Raw genomic sequence first — 19,322 nt, forward strand, 5'->3', positions numbered from 1 at the left:
TCTTTTTCAGAAGCCAAGCCTGTCGCGCAGGTTGTAGTACATCGCCCCGATTGCGCTGAGTGGAATCTGGAAACGCTGCCCTCCGGGAAACGGGTAGTGGGGCAGGCTGGCGAACGCGTCAAATCGCTCAGCCTGGCCGCTCAGTGCTTCGGCTATTACCTTGCCGGCGACATGGGTGTAGGTGACGCCGTGGCCGCTGCATCCCTGCGAGTAGTAGATATTGCCGTTCAAACGGCCGACCTGGGGTAGCCGCGAAAGCGTGAGCAGGAAGTTGCCGGTCCAGGCATAGTCGATTTTCACGTTCGCCAGCTGGGGGAAGGTCTTCAGCATCTTGGGCCGGATAATGGATTCGATATCCGCGGGGTCTCGCGCCCCGTAGACGACGCCTCCTCCGTAGATCAGGCGCTTGTCAGCGGAGAGTCGGTAGTAATCAAGCAGGTAATTGCAGTCCTCGACACAGTAGTCCTGTGGCAACAGGACTCTCGCCAGTTCCTCGTCGAGCGGTTCTGTAGTGATCACCTGAGTGCCGCACGGCATGGATTTGGCTGCCAGTTCGGGAACCAGGTCGCCGAGATAGGCATTGCCTGCTACCACGACGAATTTTGCTCGGACGTTGCCCTTCGGCGTGTGCACTACCGGCTCTTCGCCTCGCTCGATTCGGACGGCTGGTGAGTGCTCGTATATGGCCCCGCCTAGCGACTCAATGGCAGCGGCTTCGCCAAGCGCCAGGTTGAGTGGGTGAATATGGCCGCCTTGCTTGTCGAGCATCCCGCCGACATACCGATCACAGGCTACGACTTGCTGTATGCCGGGTGCGTCCAGTAGTTCCAGGTGGCGGTAGCCGTACCGCTCCCATAGTGCCTTCTGTGCTTCGAGGTGATGCATTTGCTTTTGATTGAAGGCAGCGAACACGCCCCCGTCTTTCAGATCACACTGAATGCCGTAGCGCGCCACTCGCTCACGGATGATTCGGCCCCCTTCGAATGCCATTTCCCCGATCAGCTTGGCTGCCGAATCGCTGGTGCTACGTTCGATGCTGTCAAGGTCACGGCTGTAGCTGTTGACGATTTGTCCACCGTTGCGACCGGAAGCGCCGAAACCGACTTTTGCCGCTTCCAGAACGACCACGCTGAAACCTTTCTCGAGCAGGAACAGCGCCGTGGATAAACCGGTGTATCCAGCACCAATGACACATACGTCGGCCTGTTTGCTTTCCTGAAGCTCCTGGCGGTCGTTCGCCGGATTTGCTGTCGCTGCGTAGTACGAGGCGGGGTATTCCTTGTGCGGCATATTGGATTCTCTGTTCTGAATTTTTTACGCATCCTAGCGTTTAACCATGACAGCCGCCAAGTTGTTGGGCTCGCCGACATGAATTTTCAAAATTTCCAAATATCAGTGAGTTAGGCGAAAAAAACGCTTGACTCTTTTGGCTGTGTCTTTAGAATGCGCCCCCATCGAAGGCACATAGCTCAGTTGGTTAGAGCACCACCTTGACATGGTGGGGGTCGTTGGTTCGAATCCAATTGTGCCTACCAATTCGAATAAAAGGGTCGCGCAAGCGACCCTTTTTTTTGGTCTGCTTGTCAGGGCCTCGGCTTTCTGAAAGCATCGCCAGTCATTTTTCCAGTGACTTCGGTTCGGTCGTAGAGTGCGCTCTAAGCGCCCTGCCACTGTGCGGCAGGTATGCTCGCCGGATCGCTTTCCTGGCTCATCCCAACCCATGTGGCCTTTGGTACGGGTCACCACTAGGAGAGGAGGCGCCATGCCCACCATTACTCTTCCCGACGGCAGTCAGCGTTCGTTCGATCATCCGGTCACCGTGGCCGAGGTGGCTCAATCCATTGGTGCTGGGCTTGCCAAGGCGACCGTTGCCGGCAAGGTCGATGGAAAGCTGGTCGACGCGTGCGATCTGATCGAAAAGGATGTCTCGCTGCAGATCATTACGCCGAAGGACGAAGAGGGGTTGGAGATCATCCGCCACTCCTGCGCCCACTTGGTGGGGCATGCTGTCAAGCAGCTCTATCCGACGGCGCGCATGGTCATCGGGCCGGTCATCGATGAAGGCTTCTACTACGATATCGCCTACGAGCGTCCCTTCACGCCGGATGATGTGGCGGCTATCGAGCAGCGCATGAAAGAGCTGATCGATCGTGACTATGACGTCATCAAGAGGGTGACGCCACGCGCCGAGGTAATCGAGGTGTTCAAGTCGCGCGGCGAGGACTACAAGCTGCGGTTGGTCGAGGATATGCCTGACGAGCAGGCGATGGGGTTGTATTACCATGAAGAGTACGTCGACATGTGCCGTGGTCCGCACGTGCCGAACACCCGCTTCCTCAAGTCCTTCAAGCTGACCAAGTTGTCAGGAGCCTACTGGCGAGGCGATGCGAAGAACGAGCAGTTGCAGCGCGTCTACGGTACCGCCTGGGCCGACAAGAAGCAGCTCGCCGCCTACATCCAGCGTATCGAAGAAGCCGAGAAGCGCGACCACCGCAAGATCGGCAAGCGCCTGGATCTGTTCCATACCCAGGAAGAAGCGCCGGGCATGGTGTTCTGGCATCCGAATGGCTGGACGCTCTACCAGGTGCTCGAGCAGTACATGCGCCAGGTGCAGCGCGAAAACGGCTACCTGGAAATCAGGACGCCGCAGGTTGTCGATCGCGTGCTCTGGGAGAAGTCCGGGCACTGGGCGAACTACGCCGAGAACATGTTCACCACCGAGTCGGAAAGTCGCGACTATGCGATCAAGCCGATGAACTGTCCGTGCCACGTTCAGGTGTACAACCAGGGTCTGAAAAGCTACCGCGAGCTGCCCTTGCGCCTGGCCGAGTTCGGCGCTTGTCACCGCAATGAGCCATCCGGTGCGCTGCATGGCATCATGCGCGTTCGCGGTTTCACCCAGGACGATGCGCACATCTTCTGCACCGAGGAGCAGATGCAGGCTGAGTCGGCTGCGTTCATCAAGCTGACCCAGGCGGTCTATGCCGATTTCGGCTTCTCGGACATCGAACTGAAACTGTCCACTCGCCCGGAAAAGCGTGTCGGTTCCGACGATCTCTGGGATCGCGCGGAGGCGGCGCTGGCGTCGGCGCTGGATATCGCGGGCCTGCCTTATGATCTGCAGCCGGGCGAGGGTGCCTTCTACGGTCCGAAGATCGAGTTTTCCCTGCGCGATTGCCTGGGTCGCGTGTGGCAGTGCGGTACGTTGCAGCTGGACTTCAATCTGCCGGTGCGGTTGGGTGCTGAGTACGTCAGCGAGAACAACGATCGCCAGCATCCTGTCATGCTGCATCGGGCCATTCTCGGGTCGTTCGAGCGCTTTATCGGCATCCTGATCGAGCACTACGAAGGTGCCTTTCCTGCCTGGCTTGCGCCGACCCAGGCGGTGATCATGAATATCACCGACAAGCAGGCGGCTTTTGCAGCGGAAGTCGAAAAAAGCCTCGTCCAAAGCGGGTTTCGTGCCAAGTGTGACTTGAGAAACGAAAAGATCGGCTTTAAAATCCGCGAGCATACTTTGCTCAAGGCTCCTTATCTCTTGGTTATCGGGGATCGGGAGGTTGAGACACGATCCGTTGCTGTGCGCACCCGTGAAGGCGTCGATTTGGGCTCCATGCCCCTCGAGCAATTCGCGCAGATGTTGGCACAGGCGGTTTCCCGGCGTGGTCGCCAAGAATTGGAGTAATGACTATTAAGCGTGAAATGAGACAGGATAAACGAGCTGCACCCAAGGCCCCGATCAACGAGAATATCTCGGCTCGTGAGGTCCGTTTGATTGGTGCTGACGGCGAGCAGATTGGCATCGTCTCGATTGATGAAGCGCTGCAAGTTGCAGAAGAAGCCAAGCTTGATCTGGTTGAAATTTCCGCCGACGCGAATCCTCCGGTATGCCGGATCATGGATTACGGCAAGCATCTGTTCGAGAAGAAAAAGCAGGTTGCTGCGGCGAAGAAGAACCAGAAGCAGGTTCAGGTCAAAGAAGTGAAGTTTCGTCCAGGGACGGAAGAAGGGGACTATCAGGTCAAGCTGCGTAACCTGGTGCGTTTCCTGAGTGACGGGGACAGGGCCAAGGTATCCTTGCGATTCCGCGGCCGTGAGATGGCCCATCAGGAGCTGGGGATGGAATTGCTGAAGCGGGTCGAAACCGACCTCGCCGAATACGGTTCCGTCGAACAGCATCCGAAGATGGAAGGACGCCAGCTGATCATGGTCATCGCTCCCAAGAAGAAAAAGTAACCTCCAGGGCACTGGCAGGCCTTGCGGTTATTTGTAATCACCCACACTGTGGAGAACGAACATGCCAAAGATGAAGACTAAAAGTGGTGCTGCGAAGCGCTTCAAGAAGACTGCTAACGGCTTCAAGCACAAGCACGCTTTCAAGAGCCACATCCTGACCAAAATGTCCACCAAGCGTAAGCGTCAGCTGCGCGGTTGCTCGCAAGTGCACCCGTCCGACGTTGCAAAAGTGGAGCGCATGCTGCGCGTTCGTTGATCCGGTCAAGACTCAGAGGAATAACTCATGGCTCGTGTTAAGCGTGGCGTCGTTGCCCGTCGCCGTCACAAGAAAATTCTGAAACTCGCCAAAGGCTACTACGGTGCGCGCTCGCGCGTATTCCGCGTTGCCAAGCAGGCGGTAATCAAGGCTGGCCAGTATGCCTACCGCGACCGCCGTCAGCGCAAGCGTCAGTTCCGCGCTCTGTGGATCGCCCGTATCAACGCTGGTGCTCGTGTCAACGGTCTGTCCTACAGCCGTCTGATCGCCGGCCTGAAGAAGGCGGCCATCGAGATCGACCGCAAGGTTCTGGCCGATCTGGCAGTGAACGAAAAAGCGGCGTTTGCTGCGATTGTCGAGAAAGCCAAAGCTTCTCTGGCTTAAGCCCTGGCAATCACGAATCTTCGGGTTCGTTGCAACGTCATCGATAGGGGAAGAGCCTTGTGCTCTTCCCCTATTTCGTATCTGAGAGGGGCTTTTGCAAAAGTGCGCTTGGCGACGGGCTAGACATGCCGTGTCACCAGTGCGGTTCTGCAAGAACCTCTGGAGGTTGTGTACATGGAAAATCTGGATGCACTGGTCGCTCAGGCGCTTGAGGCCGTGCAACAAAGCGAAGACATCGCTGCCCTGGAGCAGGTGCGCGTTCAGTATCTGGGCAAAAAGGGTGAGCTGACCCAACTGATGCAGACCTTGGGCAAGCTTTCTGCCGAAGAGCGTCCGCAGGCCGGTGCGCTGATCAATGCCGCCAAGAGCCAAGTGCAGGATGTCCTAAACGCACGCAAAGCGGGCCTTGAGCAGGCCGCGCTGAGCGCCAGGCTGTCGGCAGAACGGGTCGATGTGACGCTACCTGGCCGCGGCGAGGCATCAGGAGGTCTGCATCCGGTCACCCGCACCCTGGAGCGCGTCGAACAGTTCTTCAGCCATATCGGCTACAGCGTAGCGGAAGGTCCGGAAGTCGAGGACGACTATCACAATTTCGAGGCGCTCAATATTCCCGGGCATCACCCGGCTCGGGCGATGCACGATACCTTCTATTTCAACGCCAACATGTTGCTGCGCACGCATACCTCGCCTGTCCAGGTGCGCACCATGGAGTCACGTCAGCCTCCGATTCGCATCGTCTGTCCCGGGCGCGTCTATCGTTGCGATTCCGATATCACCCACTCGCCGATGTTTCATCAGGTAGAGGGGCTGTTGATCGACGAGGGTGTCAGCTTTGCCGACCTCAAGGGCACCATCGAAGAGTTCCTCCGGGTGTTTTTCGAGAAGCCGCTGGGCGTACGTTTTCGACCGTCGTTCTTCCCGTTCACCGAGCCATCCGCCGAAGTCGATATGCAGTGTGTGATGTGCAGCGGCAAGGGTTGCCGAGTCTGCAAGCAGACAGGGTGGCTGGAGGTGATGGGGTGCGGCATGGTGCATCCGAACGTACTGCGGATGTCGGGTATCGATCCGGAGCGGTTCTCCGGTTTCGCCTTCGGTATGGGTGTCGAACGGCTTGCCATGCTGCGTTACGGCGTCAATGACTTGCGCCTGTTCTTCGACAATGACCTGCGGTTTCTCGCGCAATTCCGCTAGTGCCGCCGCCCGTCAACGAATATTTAGGAGAGCAGGATGAAATTCAGTGAACAGTGGCTGCGGAGCTGGGTCAATCCGCAGATTTCCCGCGAGGAGTTGGTTGCTCGTCTGTCTATGGTCGGGCTCGAGGTCGATGCCGTAACAGCGGTTGCCGGTAGCTTCAGTGGCGTGGTTGTCGGTGAGGTGCTGGAAACCGTGCAGCATCCGGATGCCGACAAGCTGCGAGTCTGTCAGGTCAGTAATGGCAGTGAAACCTTTCAGGTGGTGTGCGGAGCTCCGAATGTACGGGCTGGTCTGAAGATTCCATTTGCCATGATCGGCGCCCAGTTGCCGGGTGATTTCAAGATCAAGAAAGCCAAGCTTCGTGGTATCGAGTCCAACGGCATGCTTTGCTCGGAGACCGAGCTGCAGGTTGGGAGCGATGATAGCGGCCTGATGGAGCTGGCAGCCGACGCGCCAGTTGGAACGGATTTTCGCGAGTACCTCGGTCTCGATGACGTGAGCATCGAGATCGGCCTGACTCCAAATCGTGGGGATTGCCTCTCCGTGGCTGGTTTGGCTCGTGAAGTTGGAGCGATCTACGGTGCTGAAGTCCGCCCGGTGGATATCGTTGCCGCGCCGGTAAGCCATGAAGATGTGCGCCCGGTCGAGCTCCTCGCGCCGAAGGCCTGCCCTCGTTACCTCGGACGCGTTATCCGCAATGTCGACCTGTCGCTGGCGACACCGCTGTGGATGGTGGAGCGCCTGCGCCGCTCGGACATCCGCAGTATCGACGCCGTTGTCGATGTCACCAACTACGTAATGCTCGAGCTGGGGCAGCCCTTGCATGCCTTCGATCTTGCCGAGATCAGGGGCGGTATTCGGGTTCGTATGGCGGAGGACGGTGAAAAGCTGATTCTGCTTGATGGCCAGGAAGTCACTCTGCGTGCCGATACGCTGGTGATCGCGGACCATGAGCGTGCCCTCGCCATTGCCGGGGTCATGGGTGGAGAGCACAGCGGCGTAAGTGCTACGACCCGGAGCATCTTCCTGGAAAGTGCGTTCTTCGACACCATTGCGCTGGCCGGTAAGGCGCGCTCATATGGTTTGCATACGGATGCGTCGCACCGCTATGAGCGCGGCGTCGACTCACAGCTTGCGCGTCAGGCAATGGAGCGTGCGACCACTTTGCTGCTGGAAATAGTTGGTGGCGAGGCGGGTCCGATCATCGAAGCGGTAAGCGAAAGCGACTTGCCGAAAGTTGCTCCCGTAACCTTGCGCGCCGAACGCATCACCCAGATGTTGGGTCTGCAAATGGAAGGCACCGAAGTGGTGCGTCTATTGAAAGCGCTGGGGTTGATGGTGAGCGAGGAGGCCGAGGGTCGCTGGCAGGTCGGTGTCCCAAGTCATCGTTTCGATATCAGTCTTGAAGTCGATCTGATCGAAGAGCTGGGTCGTCTGTATGGCTATGATCGACTTCCAGTGCGTTATCCGCAGGCTCGGCTGGCTCCAGAAGCGAAACCTGAAGCCCGTGCCGATTTGCCATTGCTTCGACGCCTGCTGGTGGCCCGCGGCTATCAGGAGGCGATCACCTACAGCTTCATCGATCCCAAGCTTTTCGAGCAGTTCAGCCCAGGCGTAAAGCCACTGCAGCTGGCTAACCCCATCTCTGCCGATATGGCGGCCATGCGCGCATCGCTCTTGCCGGGTCTGGTCAAGGCCGTGCAATACAACCTCAACCGGCAGCAGTCTCGTGTGCGCTTGTTCGAGGCGGGGCTGCGCTTTGTTGGGCAATTGCCCGGATTGGAGCAGGAAAGCATGCTGGCCGGCGTGATAACCGGCAGCCGTCAGCCCGAGGGCTGGGCGAATTCGCGCGAGGCGGTGGATTTCTACGATATCAAGGCAGACGTCGAGGCACTGCTCGCCTTCGCCGGAAGTGGCGGTGCCTATCGTTTCGTTGCCGGTGAGCATCCTGCGTTACATCCCGGTCAGACTGCGCGTATCGAGCTGGAAGGGCGGCTGGTCGGGTTTGTCGGAAGCCTGCATCCCGAGTTGACGAGCACACTGGGCATCGATCAGCCGGTGTACCTGTTTGAACTGAAGCTGGCCGAAATCGCTGAGGGTCGTATGCCGGCCTTTGCCGAGCTGTCGCGCTTTCCCGAGGTTCGACGCGACCTTGCTGTTTTGGTCAATCGTGAGGTGGCGGCTCAAGATATCCTCGGCTGCATTCGCGACGCTGCAGGCGAGAACCTGACGGACCTCAAGCTATTTGATGTCTACCAGGGGAAAGGTATTGATCCACTTAGCAAAAGTATGGCAGTCGGCTTGACCTGGCAGCACCCATCGCGCACTCTAAACGACGATGAGGTGAACGATGCGATGCAAAAAATCCTCACCTCCCTGGAAGAAGGGTTCAATGCCACGTTAAGGAAGTAGCGTATGGGGGCTCTGACGAAAGCTGAAATGGCGGAACGTCTATATGAAGAGCTGGGCTTGAATAAGCGCGAGGCCAAGGAGTTGGTCGAGCTGTTTTTCGAGGAGATCCGTCAGGCGCTCGAGCATAACGAGCAGGTCAAGTTGTCCGGCTTCGGCAACTTCGACCTGCGCGACAAGCGACAGCGGCCTGGGCGAAATCCTAAAACAGGCGAGGAAATTCCTATCACGGCACGTCGCGTCGTGACGTTCCGTCCAGGGCAGAAGCTCAAAGCCAGAGTCGAGGCCTATGCTGGAACCAAGTCATAACGACGAGCTTCCGTCGATTCCGGGCAAGCGCTACTTCACCATTGGCGAAGTCAGCGAACTTTGCGCGGTCAAGCCCCACGTACTGCGCTATTGGGAGCAGGAGTTTCCTCAGCTCAACCCGGTAAAGCGTCGCGGTAACAGGCGTTACTATCAGCGTCAGGATGTCCTGATGATTCGTCAGATCCGTGCGCTTCTCTATGAGCAAGGTTTCACCATCGGTGGGGCTAGGCAGCGAATGTCCGGCGAAGAAGCGCGCGACGACACCACCCAGTACAAGCAACTGATACGGCAGATGATTTCGGAGCTGGAAGAAGTGCTTCAGGTCCTGCGGAAATAATCCGCCAAGGCGCTAAAAAACTTTCACATTTTCAGTTGCTTAAGGTATAGTTCAACCCGCTTTGAGCAATGCTGAAAGCCACAGTCGGGGCGTAGCGCAGCCTGGTAGCGCACTTGCATGGGGTGCAAGGGGTCGAGTGTTCGAATCACTCCGTCCCGACCAAAAAACCCTAGAAAATCCAGTCACTTAGCGGTGACTGGATTTTTTTATGCCTACGCATTTGTGGGGTAGTGTCGTAAGCTGCACCTCTGGTGACCGTTTGGTGACCGTTTGTGCTTAGCACGGTGCTTGCTGCTCCGTTGCTGGCGTTTGAGCTAGACAGGCTGCCAGTGGTAGGGGGTAGGCTGCTGGCCTCACATTGCCCGTGCCAAAACTAGATATTTCAGAGATATAGTTGGACGATGGAGCCTATAAACCTGAATGGACCCAATGAGCCGCGCATGAATCCGAAGCACAACCTCCAGAGTGGCGCCGCAACGACGCAGATCGTTAAAAAGAAGGCCGCGCTTGAGGCGATAACCGATTTGGACTATGCGATTTGGCAGGGGGATACAGAGGCCCTGCTGACAGCGATCCCAATGGAGCCGGTATTTGATCTGGTCGTATCGTCTCCGCCATACAACATTGGCAAGTCTTACGAAAAGAAGGGGGCACTGGAGGACTATCTCCAGTGGCAGGAGCGCATCCTCGACTTAATTATTCCGCGCGTAAAGGACACTGGCTCGATCTGCTGGCAGGTTGGGAATTTTGTCGATAACGGAATGATTGTCCCTCTCGACATCGAAATGGCTTACATTTTCAAAAAGCACGGCCTAAAGCTACGCAACCGGATCATTTGGCACTTTGGGCATGGTCTGCATAACAAGCATCGTTTTTCAGGCCGTTATGAAGTGGTGATGTGGTACTCGAAGACAGATGACTATCAATTTGATCTTGATCCGGTACGTATCCCAGCGAAATACCCTGGAAAGCGCCATTTCAAAGGGCCGAAGAAGGGCTTGCTCTCGGGGAATCCGCTAGGGAAAAACCCGGAGGATGTATGGAGCATTCCGAACGTCAAGGCCAACCACATCGAGAAGACTAATCACCCGTGCCAATTCCCCGTGGGCTTGATTGAGAGGCTTGTCCTGTCCATGACTAAGCCTGGACAGCTTGTCTTTGATCCTTTTGCTGGGGTTGGTTCTTCAGGTGTAGCTGCAGCCTTGCATGAAAGGCGTTTCATTGGATGTGAACTGATTGCTGACTATGCCGAGCAAGCCAAAGAGCGGATTGATGCCGCTTTGGCTGGAACAGCGCGCTATCGTCCTCATGACAAGGAGCTCTATGACCATACCAAGAGCAAGCTGTCTCAAGCTGTGTGGCCGGAATTCGAAGGAGTCGAAGGCGAATGAATTTTATCATTCATGATCACTGTGGTGGGTTAGCCGCAATTCCAAGTACATTGCGCCAAGAAATAGAGGCAGCGATTACTGCTTGTACTGTTCAACCAGGGCGCCGTCAGGCCTCTGTGATAGGTAGCTCTATTATTTCCGGGCTAGTGGGTTCTGGCTGGTCAGGAAAGGTGAAGTTAGCACGCGGTTCAAAGATTACGATCACTAGTGTCAAGAACAACATCGGCTTGTGTCTCCAAACTGGAAACATGGCTCGCCTGTATGCCGACTTGCTCAAGTTGCAACAGATGTTTCTGAACAAGGCAATCAAGGCTGGTGTAATGATTGTGCCTACACGTGAGGCCGCAAAAGCACTGGGGGACAACATTGCCCACGCTAATCGACTTCAGTGTGAGCTGGAAATCTTTCGCTCAGTTATCCACATGCCGCTAATGATTATCGCGGTTGAATAAGCCTGGGGTGCGTATGAGCCTTAACCGTTTTGGATACCCCTTTGAGTTGCGCCTCAAAGAGCTCGAGTCGTCTAAGCCCGCTGTGCCAAATGCTACATTTGCGCTGGAGTTAAAGGGCGATAAAATGGAGTTGGTTAAGTTCAAGGTGCCGATTGAACTGCCTAAATACCGCTTAGCGAACGGTCGCACCGTCTCTCTTCAGGAGCAGTGGCTTGCTGATAACCCCAGTCAGGATACTTCCTACTTCGAAGCTGATCCAGAATTGGATGTTGTTCAAGAGACGCAGCATGAGCTTCTACTGAAGCTAGTTAAAGATGCCGGCCTGTTTTCTTTCTTCAAGGATAAGGCCAACAAGCAAGTCGATCCAATTATCTTGGATGAGAATGGTTTTGTAGTTAATGGTAATCGGCGCCTTTCGTGTTGGCGGCATCTGCATTATAACGAGCCTGCTGAGTATCCGCATTTTTCCCACATCGACGTGGTGGTGCTGCCACATTGTGATGATAAGGAGATTGATAGGCTTGAGGCGAATCTTCAAATTAAGAAGGATATTCGCGCTGGGTATAGCTGGGAAGCCCGAGCTATCATGATGCAGCATAAGCAAAAACAGCACGGCTTTACTGATTCAGACTTAGCAGAAATTTATGGTATGACTAAGGCTGAGGTAGAGCAGGCACGTTCTATGCTGGAAATGGCAGATGCTTATTTAAAGAGTCGTGGTCGCCAGCATCAATGGTCTGACGTGCAAGCTGCTGAGGAGGCTTTTAAGCAGCTCCATAAAGCGGCGCGAAAGAGCGTATCAGTAGGCGAGCAGGCGCTGCTAAAGAACACCGCATTTACATTGATTGACCAACCTGGTAAGGCTGGTGAGCGTTTGTATAGTGCAATACCGAAGATCCAGGAGCATTTTGGTAAGGTTAAGGCCAAGCTAGCGGAGGCTTTTCCTATTGCTCAGTCGGCACCGGATCCTCTTACGCAAGAGCTTTTTGGGGGCGAGATACCTGGGTCAACACCAGATATCTCGTTTGCGCTGGCTGCTGAAATAGTTAAACCAGAAAACTCAGATAAGGTACGCGGTCTCGTTGTAGATGTAATTGAGACCGAAAATGAGCTGCAGAAAGAAAGAAATAATGCAGGGTATCTTCTTAAGCAACTTACGGATGCGAATACAAAGCTCCAAGCGGCTGTGTCAGATGGAATGAGGGATGACTCAACTACCGTCGGGGCGGAGGAGCAGATCAAGAGTATAGAAGCGGCCCTCCAAACTATCCGAAATTGGCTGGCAAGCCGGAATGCTTAGGTTTTCTTATCGCGCTACAGATCAGCGCGCATTAATCGCTTGGGATGATGCCGATGTAGATCGCCCATGGTTGCCTTTGGCCCGAGCATTAATTTCCAGTGCATCTGCCGAAGCACAAGGTGAGGGTGGAAACGCTATCAGCTTGCCTTGGTGGAATTTTGTTGGGCTGCGAGCTCAGATCAATCAATTTCTGCAGTCCTTTAATATGTGCGCTGGTCAGGATTATCTGATCGATACGCTTGCCTCCGAGCTACTTCGCCAGTCAGCTAGAAATACAGCTTCGTATAAAAATGCAATTGCTGGTGAGAAGCTAGATGAGCAGGAGTTGGTGGAAAAGCTTCAGGCCGCTAAATTTGCTCGTACACTTAAAGCACACCAAATTCGTAACGTTTGTACGCTGGCTTCGCTGCCGGCTGGTGCAACTTTTTCTGTGCCTGGTGCAGGAAAAACTACGGAGGCTCTAGCTACATTTACTTATCGACGCCAGCCTGGGGATCGATTGCTCATCATTGCTCCAAAAAACGCGTTCGCTGCTTGGGATGAGCAATTGCAAGAGTGTTTTCCGGATTCTAATGATGTGTTTGTTCGCCTCCGTGGAAGCAATATCTCTCGGGCGCTGCACGAGGATCCACCGTTTATGCTGATCTCGTATCAGCAAATGGCGTTATCCCGTGATCTTATTATTCCGCACGTAGCGCGTCACCGAGTACATGTTTTTTTAGATGAGAGCCACAGGATTAAGGCAGGCCCCCTTAGGAAAACAGCTCAGGCCGTTCTGAGTTTATCCCAGTTTCCTGTGGGCAAGCTAGTGATGTCCGGTACTCCGATGCCGCAATCGCGAGATGATCTTCTGCCCCAGTTCTCATTTCTATATCCGGAAATTCCAGCGACGGCAGATAACGTGGTCGAGCGGATGAGGCCTATATATGTTCGCACCAATAAGGGTGAATTGGGCCTCCCTCCTGTAACGCACCTTCGTAAATCTTTGCCGATGAGTCCGTTACAGCTAGAGCTGTATAGGTTTATGAAAAGTGAGGTTGCTCGGCAAGCAACTGAGTATCTGAGTGATCGAGGACGACAGGCGTTTCGGTCGCTTGGCAGATCGGTTATGCGTCTTCTGATGTTTGTGTCTCATCCTGCCTTACTGTCTCGGGAAATCGACTTTGCAAAGCCAGGGTTACTGGCGGCTGTTTTGGCTGAGGGTAAGGGGCCTAAGATGAACTACGTTCTCCACCGTGCCCGGGAACTTGCCCGACAGGGGAACAAGGTTCTGATCTGGTCGTCTTTCCGAAACAATGTTGAATATATTGCAGACTCTCTTCAAGACTTAGGCGCTGTCTATATTCATGGCGGAGTGGATGCTGGGGATGAAGACGACGATGGCACGCGCGAGGGGAAAATAAAGCGGTTTCATGATGACGAGAATGTGCGCGTCATGGTGGCTAATCCTGCGGCGGCGAGTGAAGGTGTAAGCCTGCACACTGTTTGTCACCACGCACTCTATCTGGATAGAACATTCAATGCTGCCCAGTTTCTACAGTCTATGGATCGCATTCATCGACTGGGGTTACCACCGGGGCAAGCAACAACTATAGAGGTTGTAGAGTGTTCCGGAAGTATTGATGAAACAGTTCAGTGGCGTTTGAAGACTAAAATTGATGCAATGGCAGCCGCCCTCAATGACACGACGCTACAGATTGATCCAATACCTATGGATCCTGAAATGATTGACGATGATGAAGATTGGTCTGGTGGTGGTATGGATGCTGAGGACGTTCAGGCTCTGCTTCGTGATTTAAGCGGTATCCCCCGTGAGTGAGGCGCTGACACCAGGTGTAGCGTATGGCTGTTTTGAGTTGCTGCGTTTGCTTGGCCGGGCTCCTATGCCTGTCAATGCTGCTCGAGCTCTTGGCAAGCTCGGGGTTGTTACCGCCAGGCGAGTGACGGATTGCTCAATACTTTTGGGGTGGACCGAAGTCAATGATGCTGGTCTGCTTACTCTCACATTACGGGGGCAAGCTGTTAGCTCGATACCGCAGACACAGGAAAGGCTGCGGGAAGCTTTGATGGATATGGTATTGGCAACGGACCCGCCCTGGGTGCAGAACGCTCGATTTGGACGTCGCCGCGTTCTTCAGTATGCGCCTCCAGAGATTGCTCAGATATGCAAAGAGGCTGGGCTAGCGGATGGGGCAGCTCCTGATGTTGTTGCTTTTTGGGATGCCCTCGCAGCTCGTGCTCGCGGACTTCATGATGTTCGGTTGAATGATATAGGGCGCATTGGAGAAGGACTGACTCTGCGTTACGAAGAGGATAGGACAGGCCGTCTTCCGAAGTGGGTAGCGCTTGATAGTAATGAAGACGGGTATGATGTCCTGTCGACTCTGAGTGCAGAAATTTGTACGCCGATTTGTATCGAGGTTAAAGCTAGCCGGCTTGGGTTAAAAGGATTTTTCTACCTAACACGTTATGAGTGGGAAAGTGCGAAATCATTTATGCATTATTATATGCATCTGTGGGATCTGAGTGAAAAAAATCCTCGTCTAGCTGTTATTAATATTGATGATGTAGCCCGACATCTGCCGGCAGATCAGGGAGCAGGTCGATGGGACTCGGTTGCTGTTCCGTTTGAGTCTTTTTCTGAGTTTTTTAATAGTGTATAACTTTTGTTATATTGCTTGCGGTTGGCTTTGTGTGGGTTTTCTGGCTGACTGTCAGCATTAAAGCCAGTGGTTTGGGATTTCTAATGAGTAGTTTTTTGCGGCTATTTTGAGTGTATTCAAGATGTCTGCATGTTGAATTTTATCTTTGTCTCCCCATGCTTCCCTTCGCTCTAAAAGCTCTTGTAGCTCAGTTAGCCGATACATTCCCAAGCGATGCAGATTTCCCCAGCTAGGTGTTCCGAATAAATTGTAGATGGTTGTTGTATCATCGCGTTCGCTCGCTAATCGCTTGTTTCCCGATATTTTTTCGGCGGCTGCCTCGGCCTCATCTCGGTCCTCATAAGTATTGAGAAGTTTCATGGTGGAGCTCCTGGTTTTGGTTGGTCTCAGCGATATTAGTGTTAGATGATGCGGTTGTCGAGATTGATCGATCTAAAATTAAGTTAATAGGTTGATTTTTGATTGGGTGTCACTGCTCGCTAATTGTTTCTGTGGGTTTTTGGTGTAAGCTGAAGGCATACTTGGTCGGTTGATTAAGTGTTTTTCTTTCATATGTTCTTATGCAATATGCAGGGTGCGATCAAAGATGCGCCTGTATGCCGAGATTTAATCAGCGCTTCTTCTGTGCCTTTTCAATCTTTTGGCTGCGCGGCTCGATCTGCTCGCTAAATTTTCCTGCTACTCTATTAGTTGAGCTCGCTTATATACTTTCCTAGGTAGAAGCGAGGGGCGTATCCATTCCTTGCTGTTCCTGGTTTGGCATTCAATGGAAGCATGCGAATGGTTCCGCGATCTTTGAATTTTCCACTTTTTATAGCTTCAATTAGTTGCTTTTCAGTTATGTGTATATAATTATCTGTTTCGTTTGTAAAATTTACGCTGAATAGCCCTGCGTTGGCGCCGCGTGAAATTCTGCAAGGGAAGACTTTCGTCCCGTTTCTATCAAAGGACCATACATCCAGCAGCAGGAGACTTGTTCGGTTGGTTGGCATGATTTGAAGTTTTAAGCCCTGTTGAGCTAGCTGATTGAAATTTGATTTTCGCCTCAACGAGGATCGGCGATCAAGAGGGACGCGCTGCTCATCAGCAGGTTGGCGCTACCGAGGTTGGCCAGGCCATTCCTTGCGTATCTGCGGAATTTTTCGTGTGACAGTCTTATCGTAATTCACGCCCTGTAAGTTGGGGCGGAATGAGCGGAGGCTTTACTTATTCGTCTGATGACTTGTCTCTTGATCCATAAAACATCTCTTCAATTTCGTCAGCGAAGGGGGACTTTATGTCGTCGGGGACTGGCGGCATGCCAGTCAGCAGGCCGACTCTTTTTTTGTTGGCGGGAATGGCTCTGAAAGAAGGTGTGCCATTTATAGTTATAAGTACGCTCTCTCCCTGCTCAATGAGTTTTATTATTTCGTCTAGCTGGGGGGTGATCTCTGATATGTCCATGGTTTTCATCTTTCTCTCCTGGCTTTGCTATTGAAATTCGTAGTGCTACCCCTGGATTCCTTTATTAAAGGAATCGGATCGTTGGTGACTACTTCTCAAGCTATATCCTTGTCTGAAGCTGTGTTTGATGAATTTTTCGCTAAGCGTTTCTTAGGTTAAAGGATGACGGATTTTCTATCGACTATGCTTGCCTAAGATTTCGTTGGATTTATCTTGGAGGGTTAGGAGGGGGCTGTAAAGCTCGGCCGGAGTGAGTAACTGGTTAATTGGTTTTTGAGTTAACTAACTTGTTGATTACTTTTTTGCCTGTAACTTGTTGTGTCTATTGCGTTTATGCGTACTGCTGTTGCGAGTCGGGGGCAGTCTTTCGGCTATAGTCATGCGCGACAAATCCGACGGCCGGCGTCCGGGTTGTCTTCACGATATCGTTAAGATTTCTCGTGGCAGTAAGTGCGGAATCTGGGCGCTTCGGCCATATCGTTTGTCGAGCGGCTGTGGTAATGGCGTGCCTGTGTAAGGTTAATTTTGCTTCGCTTGTGGAGTGAAAGAGGCAATTGCACTGGTTTAGGGATTCTTACACTTAACTTTTACACTACGTATTCATTAACTTTAATTGAACAACTTTAAACTTTTCGCTGGTTGTGTAAGGCTGGTGCCGAGGGATGTGGCTCTTTTAGAGCCAAATAGGGTCTGGTTCGGTCGTGGCTTCTAAGACTTTGACAAAAGGATTTCTTGCCTGTATGGGTTTTGTGTTTCACTCATAAGTGTTGGTGGTAGCGCTTCGATAACGATTCGTTCGCTTGATCGATAGGCAACAACACCCGTCGAGTAGCTCTTCAGGCACCTCAATGGGGCCAGGAGATAATGATAGACGTGAACACCATCAGTCCGGAGAGAGGGAGTTGAATCAGTCTTGCCGACGTGTCGCTATTTTTGAGCTCTTGCGACACGTCTGGCTTTCATGTCGCTGACGGCGACATATCGTTGTACGTAGCTTGAACGCCGGCTTCAGAAACCGGCGTAACCTGCTCAAGCTTGATCACGACATCGTCACATAGAGCTCTCTTCGGTGCTCGCCCACTCCCCGACCCCGGGAAGCCCTCTGTAGCGCTCTATAAGCGTTTCTGAGGGTTCGGGGGTATCACCGGTGCGTATCTCCGGAATCGTGCTTATAACGCGCTCTGCGGGCGTTCTACTGAATGTGCTAAGCGCTGTCGACGCTGCACGAAGTTTTTCGAACAGCTCAAGCCTGAATTGATCCGGGCTCTGTCTTGCCAAGCGTTTGTAGATCCGTGTCTGTTGCCCACGCTTTCGCTGCATTTCTTTCCGATGCTCACGGTGCTGATCGATGATCCGGAGCAGTTGGGGGCAGGAGGGGGCACTGACATTTGGGCGTATCAGATCGTCAAGGCTGGCTTTGAGTGCTTCAACGCTCGGGAGATGTCTCAGCCAGTACATGACTTCATCATAGAGTTCTTCCCCAGCCCGGCTTGCCGAGTTCGTTGCAAACCTCTTTCCGCTGATCTGGTTATCCCGTCTGAGTGTCTTGCAGCAGTAGCTGGCCCAGCGCCCGGGGTGGTCTATCGGTTTGAGGAAAACGGCTTGATTCCCGGCCACCTCTACGTAGTCGGGAGCGAAAATGAGCTTCAAGGAAGCTCTCAGCGCCGGCGCCTGATCAGGATGGATCTTCAAGGCAGCATGGAAGTGTAATCCGGGATTGCAACCCTGCCGATCAGCTGCATCTTCAAGTACAGCAGCGATTTCAGATGAGACTTCCGGGAGCCCTCGGATTTTCCTGCCGATATAGTCTGCTGCTCCACGAGATGCCTTCTTAGCGCGGGAAGCAGAGATGGGGCCGAGATTGCAGGAAACAGCGAATGAATTTTCCATCCTACCGACGGCAGCCATGTTGAAGACCTGCCTCAGGTCCTCCGGTAGACGACTCCATCTCGGTAGTTTTAGGCTTTGGAAGATTTCAGCAGCGGATCGGCTGTTGTTAAAAATCTCGATCCTCAGCTCCAGTAGTCTTTCCTTCTCCTCTTCAGTCATTGAGTAACTAGGTAGATAGTTATCTATAACTACGAGCTTCTGGTGGCATAGGTACAGATCGATCAGAACCCCAGTATTTACTGGGGTTTGACGGTATTTGCGTGTCTTGCTGGGGTGGGGTGAACGGTACAATGTGTGCATGGCTTGCGTGCGTCGCATCGATTTAGTTGGTGTGCATCTGAGCGGCTGCGAGCCTTTCTTTTTGCCACTGTTCGATTGCCTGAGAGTCCCAAGCCACGGCACGCAACCCGAGCTTCACAGAAGCGGGAAAGTTACCTGCCTTCATCAGGTTATAGATATGTGAGCGCTTGAAGCCGGTCAGTTCCTCGACCTGGGGTAGGCGGAGGAACCGGCGGGGATAACTAACGGCTGACTGAGTAGGCAGGGAATGGATGTTCATCGAGGAGTCCTTAGCGCGTAGCGCAGGTTGGTTTCTCGCTCAATACAACCCTGCGACGCGGCAGATGTCATTCCATTTGGATTTCCTTTAAATCCAACCGGATTTTTGTCCCCTCGAGCCGTTCTAACTCGTCCGCTGCTTTACGCGCCCTATTCGCGTCTGCGAAAAGGTTGCGTAGGTTCGTAGCTCCGAGGCCGAGTATGCCTTTGTACTTTTCCTCAATGGCTGCAACGATAGATTGCTGGTTGTGCCTTGGGCGGGAGTCGTCCTTCAGCATTTCTATAAGCTCAGATATCACTACCAAATGATTCGGGTGCGTAGGTGGCGAGGATGTCAATGGTGCACTTCCAGATGACGTAATCGCTTTTTCCAGCTCTGTTCGCCTGAAAAGGAAACGCAGGGAGCTTCGCTTGGCTGAAAGCCCCCATTCAACTTGGAGTAGCCGAGATGCCGCGGGGTCCGGGGCGTCAAACACATCGCCAAGCAGGTAAAGCGTAGT

The 19,322-nt window shown here is 53.5% G+C and carries 19 protein-coding genes and 2 tRNA genes; 15 read left to right on the top strand and 6 right to left on the bottom strand.

Annotated elements, in window-relative coordinates:
* Positions 1-6 precede the first annotated feature (6 nt).
* Complete coding sequence (locus B597_RS45770; RefSeq protein WP_024162585.1) at positions 7-1,290, bottom strand: NAD(P)/FAD-dependent oxidoreductase; 1,284 nt, start codon at positions 1,288-1,290, stop codon at positions 7-9.
* Positions 1,291-1,458: 168 nt separating this feature from the next.
* On the opposite strand from B597_RS45770, the gene B597_RS45775 reads away from it, so the two are divergent.
* The 15 genes from B597_RS45775 to B597_RS46800 all read left to right on the top strand — a co-directional run bounded on the left by B597_RS45775 (position 1,459) and on the right by B597_RS46800 (position 14,931).
* A tRNA-Val gene (locus B597_RS45775) sits at positions 1,459-1,535 on the top strand.
* 227 nt (positions 1,536-1,762) lie between these two features.
* Positions 1,763-3,685 (top strand): threonine--tRNA ligase, encoded by a 1,923-nt coding sequence (gene thrS / locus B597_RS45780; RefSeq protein ID WP_003295192.1) that lies wholly within the window; start codon positions 1,763-1,765, stop codon positions 3,683-3,685.
* Positions 3,685-4,236, top strand: coding sequence for a translation initiation factor IF-3 (infC, locus tag B597_RS45785; protein WP_192939438.1), 552 nt, complete (start codon positions 3,685-3,687; stop codon positions 4,234-4,236). Before thrS ends, infC begins: the two co-directional genes overlap by 1 nt.
* 61 nt (positions 4,237-4,297) lie before the next feature.
* Positions 4,298-4,492 carry a 50S ribosomal protein L35 gene (gene rpmI / locus B597_RS45790; RefSeq protein ID WP_003289526.1) on the top strand — a complete coding sequence of 65 codons (195 nt, stop codon included), beginning with the start codon at positions 4,298-4,300 and terminating at the stop codon, positions 4,490-4,492.
* 27 nt (positions 4,493-4,519) lie between these two features.
* Positions 4,520-4,876, top strand: a complete 357-nt coding sequence (gene rplT, locus B597_RS45795) for a 50S ribosomal protein L20 (protein ID WP_003282569.1) — start codon at positions 4,520-4,522, stop codon at positions 4,874-4,876.
* 174 nt (positions 4,877-5,050) lie between these two features.
* Positions 5,051-6,067 (top strand): phenylalanine--tRNA ligase subunit alpha, encoded by a 1,017-nt coding sequence (gene pheS, locus B597_RS45800; protein WP_003295190.1) that lies wholly within the window; start codon positions 5,051-5,053, stop codon positions 6,065-6,067.
* 36 nt (positions 6,068-6,103) lie between these two features.
* Positions 6,104-8,482: a phenylalanine--tRNA ligase subunit beta gene (pheT, locus tag B597_RS45805; RefSeq protein WP_003295189.1), complete on the top strand. Its 2,379-nt coding sequence runs from the start codon at positions 6,104-6,106 to the stop codon at positions 8,480-8,482.
* 3 nt (positions 8,483-8,485) lie between these two features.
* Positions 8,486-8,788: an integration host factor subunit alpha gene (ihfA, locus tag B597_RS45810; protein ID WP_003282572.1), complete on the top strand. Its 303-nt coding sequence runs from the start codon at positions 8,486-8,488 to the stop codon at positions 8,786-8,788.
* The gene (locus tag B597_RS45815; RefSeq protein WP_003295187.1) at positions 8,769-9,125 is read left to right on the top strand and encodes a MerR family transcriptional regulator; all 357 of its coding nucleotides are present in this window, start codon (positions 8,769-8,771) and stop codon (positions 9,123-9,125) included. The genes ihfA and B597_RS45815 overlap by 20 nt, the downstream gene beginning before the upstream one ends.
* Positions 9,126-9,210: 85 nt before the next feature.
* Positions 9,211-9,287 (top strand) — tRNA-Pro (locus tag B597_RS45820).
* 278 nt (positions 9,288-9,565) lie between these two features.
* Positions 9,566-10,516, top strand: coding sequence for a DNA-methyltransferase (locus B597_RS45825; RefSeq protein WP_003295186.1), 951 nt, complete (start codon positions 9,566-9,568; stop codon positions 10,514-10,516).
* A complete protein-coding gene (locus B597_RS46795; protein ID WP_024162586.1) occupies positions 10,513-10,968 on the top strand; it encodes a BglII/BstYI family type II restriction endonuclease in 456 nt (151 codons plus the stop codon). The genes B597_RS45825 and B597_RS46795 overlap by 4 nt, the downstream gene beginning before the upstream one ends.
* Before the next feature lie 13 nt (positions 10,969-10,981).
* Positions 10,982-12,268, top strand: coding sequence for a hypothetical protein (locus B597_RS45830; RefSeq protein ID WP_003295183.1), 1,287 nt, complete (start codon positions 10,982-10,984; stop codon positions 12,266-12,268).
* Positions 12,261-14,087 (top strand): DEAD/DEAH box helicase, encoded by a 1,827-nt coding sequence (locus B597_RS45835; RefSeq protein ID WP_024162587.1) that lies wholly within the window; start codon positions 12,261-12,263, stop codon positions 14,085-14,087. Before B597_RS45830 ends, B597_RS45835 begins: the two co-directional genes overlap by 8 nt.
* Positions 14,080-14,931 (top strand): protein NO VEIN domain-containing protein, encoded by an 852-nt coding sequence (locus B597_RS46800; protein WP_152028212.1) that lies wholly within the window; start codon positions 14,080-14,082, stop codon positions 14,929-14,931. Before B597_RS45835 ends, B597_RS46800 begins: the two co-directional genes overlap by 8 nt.
* A 57-nt stretch (positions 14,932-14,988) precedes the next feature.
* Here the strand turns inward: B597_RS46800 and B597_RS46805 are convergent, their stop codons facing one another.
* From B597_RS46805 to B597_RS47805, 5 genes are all read right to left on the bottom strand, one after another.
* Entirely contained in the window at positions 14,989-15,291 is a 303-nt protein-coding gene (locus tag B597_RS46805; protein WP_082321602.1) for a hypothetical protein, read from the bottom strand.
* A gap of 846 nt (positions 15,292-16,137) precedes the next feature.
* Positions 16,138-16,383 carry a type II toxin-antitoxin system Phd/YefM family antitoxin gene (locus B597_RS45840; RefSeq protein ID WP_003295180.1) on the bottom strand — a complete coding sequence of 82 codons (246 nt, stop codon included), beginning with the start codon at positions 16,381-16,383 and terminating at the stop codon, positions 16,138-16,140.
* A gap of 1,041 nt (positions 16,384-17,424) precedes the next feature.
* The gene (locus tag B597_RS45845) at positions 17,425-18,423 is read right to left on the bottom strand and encodes a hypothetical protein (protein ID WP_003295179.1); all 999 of its coding nucleotides are present in this window, start codon (positions 18,421-18,423) and stop codon (positions 17,425-17,427) included.
* Positions 18,424-18,586: 163 nt separating this feature from the next.
* Complete coding sequence (locus tag B597_RS45850; RefSeq protein ID WP_003295177.1) at positions 18,587-18,823, bottom strand: helix-turn-helix transcriptional regulator; 237 nt, start codon at positions 18,821-18,823, stop codon at positions 18,587-18,589.
* Positions 18,824-18,890: 67 nt separating this feature from the next.
* Positions 18,891-19,322, bottom strand: a 432-nt coding sequence (locus B597_RS47805; protein ID WP_226925021.1) for a hypothetical protein, incomplete at its 5' end; no start/stop codon positions are given.

It is taken from the genome of Stutzerimonas stutzeri KOS6, from assembly GCF_000307775.2.
GTDB classification, from domain to species: Bacteria; Pseudomonadota; Gammaproteobacteria; order Pseudomonadales; family Pseudomonadaceae; genus Stutzerimonas; species Stutzerimonas stutzeri_B.